This window comes from Pirellulales bacterium (assembly GCA_019694435.1).
Taxonomy (GTDB): Bacteria; Planctomycetota; Planctomycetia; order Pirellulales; family JAEUIK01; genus JAIBBZ01.
This window is the reverse complement of the sequence record JAIBBZ010000040.1, coordinates 32,910-43,610: the sequence shown is the minus strand read 5'-3', so window position 1 is coordinate 43,610 and position 10,701 is coordinate 32,910. Positions and strand designations below refer to the sequence as shown.

The window sequence follows — 10,701 nt, the reverse complement described above, 5'->3', positions numbered from 1 at the left end:
AATAGCGGCGGTAGGACTTGAACCTACGACCTACGGCTTATGAAGCCGCCGCTCTAACCTCTGAGCTACGCCGCCGAACCTATTTGGACTAGCGACTTTACAGCGGCCATGCAGCGTCGACAAGGGGGGCCTCGCCGCACAGGCCATTTCCTCCTGCCGCGGGGCCCGGAAACCACGTTCCTTGATCGCTGTGTGGCTGCGCTGATTGTTTGCTGACACTTCATCGCAAGGTTAGGATCGGAACGACGCAGCCCTTGCGGCACCGAGACGACTCGGGCCGGCAACTTTGCGGGTTGCCCGCGGACAGATTGAGGCCCTTGAGTCGCCCACAAGCAGGAATGTCTATGACGGGGGCGGTCGTTACACCCGCTGGAATGCGGATCATTACGTTGTTGGTCGGACAACCCCCGCAGACCATGGCCAGCCTGATCCAGGCGACCGGGGTCACTCGGACCGCCGTGACCGAGCAGCTCAACGACCTGTTGGGCTCGGGGTTTGTGCGCCGCACGCTGGAGCGCGCCGGCCGCGGTCGCCCGAGGCATCGATATGAGGCCACCGAACTGGCGCTGCGCACCCTGTTTGCAAACAATCAGCGGCTGTTGGCCCCCGCGCTGGTTGATGCGGTCACCGAGATCGGCGGAGCGGAGCTCCGCAGGCAGGTGCTCGAAGGGGCGACGCAGCGGCTGATCGAACACTACCGCCAACAAATCACCGCCCAAGATCCGGGCCCGCGTTTCACGCAATTGGCTGAGCTGTTGGCCCGCGAGGGCGTCGTCGTCGACGTCGAGCAGCGGCCCGATCGCGTGGTCCTGCATCAGCGAACCTGCCCGTTCGTCGACATGGTTGACGACTCCCGGGCGGTGTGCGCGGTGGAAAAAGCCATGATGTGCGGCGTCGTGGGCTTCCCGGTGGAAATGGTCGGCTGTCGGCTCGACGGCAATTCGGGCTGCACGTTTCAGGTTCATGCCGCGCCACCGCCGTCGGACTCTCTGGATTATCCACCGACTGGGCCCGGGGCCACGGCGGTTTCGCGGTGAAACGTGCGGCGCGTAGCGTTCGTTTCGCGGCGCCTCGAACCAGACGCATGCTGCTCGGGTGCGCGATCGCCGGCGCTTGCTTGCTCTTGGCTGCCGTCGGCGGTTGGGCCTTGGGATGGTGGCTGCCGGGGCACGCGCCTGGGGCGAGCCGCTACGTCGGGCGCCAGACCTGCGGGCAGTGCCACCCCGAGCAATTGCGCCGGCATGCCGGGTCGAACCACGATCGGGCCATGGAACGCGTCGGCGCCGACACCGTGCTCGGCGATTTTGAGCAGCGCGATTTCGAGCACTTTGGCGTCCAGACGCATTTTCATCGGCTCGCCGAACAGTTCCTGGTCGACACCGAAGGGCCCGGCGGCGGGCAACAGACCTATCCGGTGAGATACACCTTCGGCGTGCGGCCGCTGCAGCAGTATCTGGTCGAGTTTCCGGGCGGACGGCTGCAGTGTCTGCCGCAAGCCTGGGACACCGAAGCCCGGCGCTGGTTTCATCTGTATCCGCAGGAGAGGTTGGCCCCCAGCGACGAGCTGCACTGGACCGGCGCGGCCCAAAACTGGAATTACATGTGCGCCGAATGTCATTCGACGAACCTCGAGCGCAACTTCGAACTCGCCGCCAACGCCTATCACACCACCTGGTCGGAAATCGACGTCAGCTGCGAGGCCTGCCACGGCCCAGGCAGCCGACACGTCGACATGGCCGAAAGCTGGTTACCCTGGTGGGACGGCAGCCCCGCGCGTGGCTTGAACCCCATCCGGGCCTCTGCGCGACAGGAGATCGAAACCTGCGGTATGTGCCATTCGCGCCGCCGTGCCAGTTTTGCCGGCCACCAGCCAGGCGATCCTTTGCTCGATCACTACGACGTAGAACTGCTCCGCGAGGGGATCTATTACCCCGACGGCCAGATCCTTGAAGAGGACTACGAATACGGCTCGTTCCTCGAGAGCAAGATGTTCCTCAAGGGCGTGCGTTGCACCGACTGCCACGATCCACATACCGCGACGCTGCGGGCCGAGGGCAACAAGCTCTGCAATCGCTGTCACGAGCCGGCCCGCTTTGACACGCCCCGTCACCATCATCACGCTGCGGGCTCGACGGGTGCATCGTGCGTGGCCTGTCACATGCCGACGCGCACTTACATGGTGGTCGATGCACGCCATGACCATAGTCTGCGCATTCCGCGGCCCGATCTGAGCGACAAGCTGCAGACGCCCAATACCTGCACCGACTGTCATCGCGATCAGACGAATGCCTGGGCCGCGCAGCACACCGCGACGTGGTATGGCCCGCACGCCGAGCGCGCTCCGCATTTTGGCGAGACGCTCGCAGCGGCGCGCGCCGCGCAGCCCAACGCGGGCGCTGCACTTGCGGCCTGGGCCAGGCGGCGCGATCAAAGTCCCATCGTTCGGGCCACGGCCGTGGCCCATCTGGCTGCTCTGCCGGCCGGCGCAGTCGCGGGCACCACGGTGGCCGACGCGCTGGCGACCGCTCTCGACGACCCCGAAGCGATGGTGCGGCTGGCAGCCGTGCGCGGTTGCGAGCAGCGTCTGGGCGCGGCCGGCGGGGGACTTCTTGCGGCTCGCTTGGACGACGCCAGTCGTCTGGTGCGCACGGAGGCGGCGCGTGCGTTATCGAGTTTCCCCGATCGGCAGCTTACGGCTGCTGACGAGGCGGCTTTTTCCCGATCGCTCGAAGAGTACTTGAAGGGACAGGAAGACTTCGCCGACCAGGCGGCGGCCCATCTGAATCTCGGCGTGATTCGTTCGAACCAAGGGCGGCCCGATCTGGCCGAGGCGGCCTACGCCACGGCGCTGCGCCTGGCGCCAGGCTATGTGCCCGCGCGAGTCAACTGGGCGATGCTCTGTTACGACGCAGGGCGTCTGGATGAGGCCGAGCGTCTGTTGCGCGAGGCCTTGTCGCTCGCCCCGGACTTTGCCCCGGCGCACTACTCGTTGGGCCTCCTCTTGGCCGAGTCGCCCGCACGACTTGCCGAAGCCGAACAGTCGCTATTGAAAGCGGTGACTGCCGATCCGCATCAGATTCGCGCCTGGTACAACCTGGCCCTGGCGAACGAGCACCTCGGGCGGCCGGCACAGGCCGAGGCATATCTGCGCACGGCGCTCGAGAAGAACCCCGGCGATCCGCAGCTGATCGAGGCCTTGGCGATGTTCCTGGCGCGCCTGAAACGCTGGGACGAGGGGCTGGCCTTGGTCGAACAATGGGTCGCCAGCACGGGCGCCCAAGACCAGCGCGCTGCCGCCCTGCTCGAATACTTGCGCCCCCGCGTTAAGGCTGGCTCGAGCCCGGGTCCGAGCCCTCCGCCGGGCTTGCCGTAGCGATTGTGCAAGTCGCTGTGACTGTTTGGCTTACGTCGCTGGAATCGACGAAGAAAATGATTGCCGGCCGGATTCAGGTTCGGTTATCATCATCGTTGACACATGACTGCTTGCCCTCCCAGCTTGTCGAGGGCCTGGGTCATGCCCGCCTTGCACGGTAACGCTCAGGGCCGACGCATGCCGAGCCGACGCAATCACTTCGGGTTCCTGACCGGATGGTCCACAGTCGTTTGCGCAGCCCTGCTTGGAGTTTTCGGGGCAAATGCAGCGGAATTGAATCCATCGACAACCGCCGATGCATCCGCTGGTCAGGCGCCGGCGCCCGCTGCGTACGGTCGATCCCAGTTTGCCGACTACGAGCGGGAACATTGGGCGTTTCTCCCTGTGAAGCGCCCGCCTCTGCCCGAAGTGCAGCGGCTCGATTGGGTGCAAAGTCCCATCGATGCGTTCGTGCTGGCGGCGCTCGAGGACAAGTCGCTCGACCCGGCGCCGCAGGCCGCGCCGCTGGCGCTGTTGCGGCGCGTCTTTCTCGACCTGATCGGGCTGCCGCCCACGGTGGCCGAGCAAGCAGCGTTTCTCGCAGATCCGTCGCCCGCGGCCTATGCCCGTGTGGTTGACGATTTGCTAAGCCGGCCGCAATACGGCGAGCGTTGGGCCAGGCATTGGCTCGACGTGGTGCGCTATGCGGAATCGAACGGGTACGAACGCGACGGGGCCAAGCCGAACGCGTGGCGTTATCGTGACTATGTCATCGCCTCGCTGAACGACGACAAGCCGTACGATCGTTTCATCATCGAGCAATTGGCCGGCGACGAACTGCCGGGTTCGAACGCCGAAACGCAGATCGCGACCACTTTCTTGCGTTTGGGCCTGTGGGACGACGAACCGGCCGATCCGCTGGTCGACCGGTACGACCAGTTGGACGACGTCGTCGGCGTCACGAGTGCGTCCTTGCTGGGGCTCACGCTCCGCTGTGCGCGCTGCCACGATCACAAGTTCGAGCCGTTTACTCAACAGGACTATGCTCGCGTGCTGGCGGCCTTCGAGCCGCTGAAGCGCCCGCAGAACAACCGCGAAGATCTTGACCGGCTGGTGGGTACTCCGCAAGAGCTCGAGACGTTCCGCAACGCGACCGCAGCGGTCGATCAGCGCGTCGGTACCTTGCGGCGCGACCTGGATACGCTCGAATCGCACGTCGCGCGGCGGCTGGTCGCCACCGGATCGAGCAAGTTGCCGCCGGAGATGCAGACGGCTTTGACGACCGATCCGGCGACGCGCTCCAAAGAGCAGCAAGAGCTGCTCGCCAAGGCGCGCGAGCAAATCGTGGCCGAGATCATCAAGGCCTGCACGACAGAAGAGACCCGCCAGCGCAATGGGATCTTGGGCGAGATGGCCTCGGCCGAGGCAACGCGTCCGGCCGAGCCGCCGCGGGCATACGTCTGGTTCGAAGACACGCCCCAGGCGAGCCCGACGCACGTGTTCTACCGCGGCGATCCGCGAAGCCCGCGCGAGGAAGTTGCCGCCGGCGTACCAGCCGTGTTGGTCGATGCGCCGCCCCGCGCGGCCGCGCCCACCGCGGTCAGCACGGGTCGTCGCCTGCAGCTGGCCCATTGGATCGCCGACAGCAATCACCCGCTGACTGCGCGCGTGATGGTCAACCGAATCTGGCAGCAACATTTCGGCGAGGGGCTGGTCGCGACGGAGAACGATTTCGGCCTGATGGGCAGCCCGCCGTCGCATCCCGAACTGCTCGATTGGCTGGCCGCCGAATTTGTCGCCAGCGGCTGGAAATTCAAATCGCTGCACCGGCACATCCTGTTGTCGGCCACTTACCAGATGGCGGCCGTGTCGAACCCTGCGGCCGAAGCGTCGGACCCGAAGATCGAATTCCTCTGGTGCTATCCGTCGCGGCGTTTGCAGGCCGAAACGATTCGCGATTTGATCTTGTCCGCCAGCGGTCAGTTGAACCTGGATGCCGGCGGGCCGAGCGTATATCCCAAGATCGCGCCCGCGGTCCTGGCCAGCCAATCGCGGCCGGGGCTGGGCTGGGGTAGCTCGGACGAACACGCCGCCTCGCGCCGCAGCGTGTACGTGTTTGTCAAACGCACGCTGCCGTTGCCCGAGCTGGAGGTGCTCGATCAGCCGAACCCCGATTCGAGCTGCGAGCAGCGCCAAACATCGACGATCGCGCCGCAGGCGCTGACCTACCTGAATGGCGAGTTCATCAACCAGCAGGCCGGGCTGTTTGCCGATCGGCTGCTGCGCGAGGCGGGTCACGAACCCGCGGCGCAAGTCGACTTGTCGTTCCGGTTGACGTTGTGCCGGCTGCCGACTGACGCCGAGCGAGACGTTGTCCTGCAGTTTCTCGCCGAGCATCGACGGCAAATCGAATCCGACGTCCAAACGGCACCGGCCGCGGCGCCGATCGATCCCGAACGGCAAGCGCTGACGTCGTATTGCCTCATGCTGCTCAACACCAACGAATTCGTATTCCTGCCGTAGTTTGTCGATGCAATATCTCGTGGAACGATCGACTCCCGTCGCACACCGACTCTCGCGGCGGCGGTGGCTCCAGTTCGGCGCGCTGGCGGGCGCGGCCCCCTGGGTGCTCCCACACTTGGGCCGCGCCGACGACCCGCATCGTCCGTCGCAGCTGATCGCCGGCAAGTCGGATGATCTGGTGATTCATAGCGCCGACCCGGTGGTGCTGGGCACTCCCGATGCGGTACTTGCCCAGGGTCAAGTCACGCCGAAAGAAAAATTGTTCGTGCGGAACAACTTTCTGGTGCCCGGCTATATGACCCTCGAGCCGAAGCCGCTGGCCGGTTGGCAGATCGAGTTTTCCGGGCTGATTGGAGAGGCCAAGACTCTGGCCGCGACTGAGCTTGAGGCCATGCCGCAAACCGATCGCGAGCTGGTCCTGCAATGCTCAGGCAATGGCCGAATCCTGTTCTCGAAGATCGCACCTACGCAAGGCACGCAATGGCAGCGCGGCGGCATCGGCAACGTGCGGATGAGCGGCGTGCTATTGAGCGAGGTTCTCGAACGCCTGGGCATTGAAATCGACGCCGGTGCGAAGTACCTGACCGCCGAAGGGCTCGATGCACCCAGCGCCAAGGGCAAGCCGGACTTCGAGCACAGTATTCCGCTCGACGTCGCCATGGAGCGGTCGCTGCTGGTCTTGCGATTAGGTGACGAACCGCTGCCGGCCGTGCATGGCGGGCCGGTGCGCCTGGTTACGCCGGGTTACTACGCCACGATGAACGTCAAGTGGCTCACTCGGCTGAGATTCGACGTCGGCGAGACGACCAATCATTACCAGTTGCCGCAATACCGCTTTCCCAATCGCGGCCTTGCGCCGGGCGAGGAATTCGAATACTCGCTGGAAAACAGCCGGCCGAACTACGACCTGCGCATCGCCAGCCGAATTCTGACGCCGGCCGACGGAACGCGAGTCGCAGCAGGGCGGATCGAGGCACGCGGTTTGGCCTGGAACGACGGCGCAGCGCCGATCGAGGCGGTCGAAGTTTCGCTCGACGGCCGTACCTGGCAAGCGACCGAACTGCAACGCTCGTCCAGCCCTTGGGCCTGGCAGCGTTGGCGCTGGACCGCGGACCTGAAGCCCGGAACCACGACGCTCCGTTGTCGGGCCATCGATCGCTTGGGCCGTTCGCAGCCTCCCGATGGCACCACGACCTGGAATCCTCACGGATATGGCTGGCATGCGGTCGACTCTGTGCAATTGAACGTCACCTGAAGGCACCCGTCATGAACGACGCTTCGCCCGGCAACCCGTCGCCCCGCCCCGCCCGCCTGACTCCCTGCGGCCAGTCGCGGCGCGAGTTCTTCTGGGAAGCCGGTGGCGGTTTTGTCGGTACGGCGCTCACGTGGATGCTGGCCCAGGACGGGTTCTTCGGCCCCAGCCGAGCCTGTGCCGCCGATAGCGTGCCGACGACCGGATCGGACCTGAATCCGCTGGCGCCCAAGCCGCCGCATTTCGCCGCGCGAGCCAAGTCCTGCATCGTGCTGTTCAACTATGGCGGAGTGAGCCAGGTCGACACGTTCGACCCCAAGCCCGAGTTGACGCGGCTCAATGGCCAGCCGATCCCGAATGCCGACAAGGACCCGCTGTTTGCCGTCCGCAATCCGGGCAAGCTGCTGGCCAGCAGCCGCAAGTTTGCCAAGTACGGCGACGCCGGCATCGAAGTTTCGGACCTGTTCCCGCAGGTCGCAAGCCATGCGGATGAACTCGCGGTAGTGCGTTCGTGCTATGCCGACAGCTTCGCGCACGGCTCGGGCCTGCTGCAAATGAACACGGGGTTCTTGCGGCAGGGCTTTCCCAGCCTGGGGGCCTGGGTCACTTACGGCTTGGGCACCGAGAACCAGGATTTGCCGGCTTATGTCGTGCTGCTCGATCACCGGGGTGGCCCGATCGGTGGCGCGCCCAACTGGGGCAGCGGCTTCATGCCGGCTGCCTACCAGGGTACCCAGTTCCGGACGACCGGCGACCCGTTGATCGACTTGTCGCCGCCGGCCGGCATCACCATCGCCCAGCGCCGTCAGCAGCTCGATTTGCTTGCCCGGTTGGGCGACTTGCAGCGCGCTGGATTGCCGCGGCAGGACGATCTTGCCGCGCGTTTGGCGACGTACGAGCTGGCCTATCGCATGCAGGCCTCGGCCCCGGAGGCGGTCGACCTCGCCCGGGAAACGGCCGACACGCACAAACTCTACGGGCTCGATCAAGAGGCGACCGAGAAGTTCGGCCGGCGCTGCTTGATGGCGCGGCGATTGGTCGAGCGCGGCGTACGGTTCGTGCAGGTCTACTCGGGCGGTGGCCACCTCGATGAGAACTGGGACGCCCACGGCGACGTGAACACCAACCACGAGCTGCATGCCCGCGAGACTGATCAGCCGATCCACGCCCTGCTGACCGATCTCAAGCAGCGTGGACTGCTCGACGAGACGCTCGTCGTCTGGACGGGCGAATTCGGCCGCACGCCCACCGCGCAAAACGGCAAAGGACGCGACCACAACCCCCGCGGGTTCACGATCTGGATGGCCGGTGGCGGCATTCGCGGCGGCCAGATGTACGGTGCCACGGATGACTTCGGCTTTGCCGCCGTGGCCAACAAGGTGCACGTCCACGACATTCACGCCACGATCCTGCACCTGATGGGCATGGATCACGAGCGCCTGACCTACTTCAACGGCGGCCGCAACATGCGGATCACCGACGTCGAAGGCGTGGTGGTGAAAGACCTGGTCTGCTGAGCGCGCGGCTCGACCGCCGACGGGGCTGAGCCGTGGCGCCGCTAGCTTGCAACTGCGCGTCAGATGTCGACCGACGAACCGGTGTTGTCTGCCGGCTGTTCTCCCGTCACCGGCGATTGGGCGTCGGGCGTTTTGTTCTCGGGGGGCGTCGTCTGTGAGGGGGCAGCTTCTGCCGGGGCGGTCGCGGGCGGTGCCGGAGGCTCCGCGTTCGTTGCCGGCTTGTCGTGCAGCTTGCCGCCGAAGTGAGCGAACAGCTTCTGGGCAGTGAGATCGTCGGGTTGCTGGACGACCAGCTTTTGCAGCACGGCCACCGCTTCCTTCGGATAGCCCAGATAACCGTAGTGGTAGCCGAGCAGCAGCATCAGGACCGGCGTTCCGGGCTTGTCCTTCGACGCCTTTTCCAGGGCCCGGAGTTGCTTGGTGTAATCGCCGATGTTGCCATAGAGCTCGCGGTAGTTTTCCACGACGACGCCCCAGTGCTTCTCGTCCATCTGCGCGAACGCGAATTCCAGGGAGGCTGCGGCTTCGTCGTATTGGCCTACCGCGAACAACCCCTGCGCGAGCAGCAGGACTAGCCCGAGATCGCGCTGGTCCTCGACCAGCGCGTGCCTCCAGGCGCGCAAAGCGCCTTCGAAATCGCCACTGCGGAAGGCCTGTTCACCTTCCAATTCGTAGCGATCCGCGGCGGCCGCATCGCCCGGAGCCGTTTCTGACGACGTGTCGTCGGACGGCGCCGCCTCGGGGGGCGGTGTTTCGGTGGAGGTGTCGACCGCCGCAACGGCGTAGCTTTGCGTTGGGCTGTAAGTGCCCGACCCATAGAGACCGTAAGACGAACCGTAATAGCTGCCGTAGTAGCCGCCCAGACCCAGGCCGTAGGCGTAGTACAAGCCGGGCGACGCATACCCGCAAGCGCCATAGCCGCTCAGCCCGCCGAGCAAGAAAGGCAAGTAGGAATAGATGCCGAGATAGCGCCGATAGCGGGGATAGAACGGGTAACGGCCCGTGCCGTACCAGAGATACGGGTAGCCGAAGCCAAGGCCGCCGTAGAACGGTCGGTAGATGGGGTAGTGAGAATGGTACGGTGGGTGCGACTGCGGATGATGGTGATGAGCGTAGGTCCCGCCAGCAGGAAAATGCCGGTGAACAAAGCTGCCCGGCAAATGGCTGTTAGGTCCGTGGCCTGCACCGCCTGGCCCCTGGCCGGGCGTGAAGGCGCTGCCCGGATGATGCCAAGCGTGGCCCGCGACTCCGCCGGGGCTGCCGTGGTGATGATGCATCGCCGAGGGTTGGTTGCCCGCGGTGCTACCCGCCGGCGAAGTCATCACCGGGTGACGATGGCTGAACGCTTGAGGCGCGGTGCTTCCACCCGGCATTCCGGTGCTGGGCCGGTGGCCGTAATGAGCGCCGCCTGGAAACGCGCTACCCAGGTTGCCGGCGCCGCCGGGCGTTGAACCGCCCAGGTGGTGATGCTGCGAGCCGCCGCGAAACGCGCCGAAGTTGCCGCCTTGCACGCCGCCGCCCGAGGGACCGTGATACACATTGCCACCATGGAACGAGGGGCCAGCGATTGAGCCGCCGCCACCGCTGAATCCACCGTGGTATCCGCCGCTGTAGGCATGCGAGGGGCCCATGCTGAACCCGCCGTGATGTCCGCCGCTGAAGCCACCGCCGCTGAAGCCGCCATGGTGTCCACCGCCTCCGCCGAAGCCTCCGGCATGTCCACCGCCACCGCTGAAACCTCCGGCATGCCCGCCGCCGCCCCCGTGCCCACCACCATGGCCGCCATGTTGCGCGAAACTTACTCTGGCGGTGGCGAGCACGCTGCACCCAATCGCCGCAACCATGATCGAGCGTCGGCACAGACGAAAGACGACGTCGGGCAACATTAGATACCTCGCTGGGCGACGGCCGGAGGCATTCCCCCGTCGGCTACCCAAGAAAAAAGATGGTCAGCGAGGTGGCCCGAAGAGGCGGGCGGCGGCTTGCATCTGCAAGCCGTTTTTCGAGGCACCCCGCGGCAAACGACCGAGAGCACACTCCTTCGTTTGATTTTACGA

General features: G+C 65.5%; 7 protein-coding genes and 1 tRNA gene. 6 read left to right on the top strand and 2 right to left on the bottom strand.

Going from position 1 to position 10,701, the window contains the following annotated elements; genetic code table 11:
- Positions 1-2: 2 nt before the first annotated feature.
- Positions 3-75, bottom strand: a tRNA-Met gene (locus K1X74_20715).
- A 314-nt stretch (positions 76-389) separates the two neighbouring features.
- Between K1X74_20715 and K1X74_20710 the strand changes: the two genes are divergently transcribed.
- The 5 genes from K1X74_20710 to K1X74_20690 all read left to right on the top strand — a co-directional run bounded on the left by K1X74_20710 (position 390) and on the right by K1X74_20690 (position 8,644).
- Positions 390-1,037 (top strand): hypothetical protein, encoded by a 648-nt coding sequence (locus tag K1X74_20710; protein ID MBX7168770.1) that lies wholly within the window; start codon positions 390-392, stop codon positions 1,035-1,037.
- A gap of 47 nt (positions 1,038-1,084) precedes the next feature.
- Complete coding sequence (locus tag K1X74_20705; GenBank protein ID MBX7168769.1) at positions 1,085-3,373, top strand: tetratricopeptide repeat protein; 2,289 nt, start codon at positions 1,085-1,087, stop codon at positions 3,371-3,373.
- A 384-nt stretch (positions 3,374-3,757) separates the two neighbouring features.
- Positions 3,758-5,875 (top strand): DUF1549 and DUF1553 domain-containing protein, encoded by a 2,118-nt coding sequence (locus tag K1X74_20700; GenBank protein ID MBX7168768.1) that lies wholly within the window; start codon positions 3,758-3,760, stop codon positions 5,873-5,875.
- Positions 5,876-5,894: 19 nt separating this feature from the next.
- Complete coding sequence (locus K1X74_20695; GenBank protein MBX7168767.1) at positions 5,895-7,130, top strand: sulfite oxidase; 1,236 nt, start codon at positions 5,895-5,897, stop codon at positions 7,128-7,130.
- Positions 7,131-7,141: 11 nt separating this feature from the next.
- Entirely contained in the window at positions 7,142-8,644 is a 1,503-nt protein-coding gene (locus K1X74_20690; protein ID MBX7168766.1) for a DUF1501 domain-containing protein, read from the top strand.
- Positions 8,645-8,703: 59 nt separating this feature from the next.
- Here K1X74_20690 and K1X74_20685 read toward each other — a convergent pair whose 3' ends face one another.
- Positions 8,704-10,275, bottom strand: coding sequence for a tetratricopeptide repeat protein (locus K1X74_20685; protein ID MBX7168765.1), 1,572 nt, complete (start codon positions 10,273-10,275; stop codon positions 8,704-8,706).
- 15 nt (positions 10,276-10,290) lie between these two features.
- On the opposite strand from K1X74_20685, the gene K1X74_20680 reads away from it, so the two are divergent.
- Positions 10,291-10,533, top strand: a complete 243-nt coding sequence (locus K1X74_20680) for a hypothetical protein (protein ID MBX7168764.1) — start codon at positions 10,291-10,293, stop codon at positions 10,531-10,533.
- Positions 10,534-10,701: the final 168 nt, after the last annotated feature.

Excerpts from the sequence above, each read along its gene's own strand:
- K1X74_20685 (MBX7168765.1), bottom strand. The coding sequence starts at position 10,275 with ATGGGCCCCTCGCATGCCTACAGCGGCGGATACCACGGTGGATTCAGC.
- K1X74_20680 (MBX7168764.1), top strand. The coding sequence starts at position 10,291 with ATGTCCGCCGCTGAAGCCACCGCCGCTGAAGCCGCCATGGTGTCCACC.
- K1X74_20705 (MBX7168769.1), top strand. The coding sequence starts at position 1,085 with ATGCTGCTCGGGTGCGCGATCGCCGGCGCTTGCTTGCTCTTGGCTGCC.
- K1X74_20690 (MBX7168766.1), top strand. The coding sequence starts at position 7,142 with ATGAACGACGCTTCGCCCGGCAACCCGTCGCCCCGCCCCGCCCGCCTG.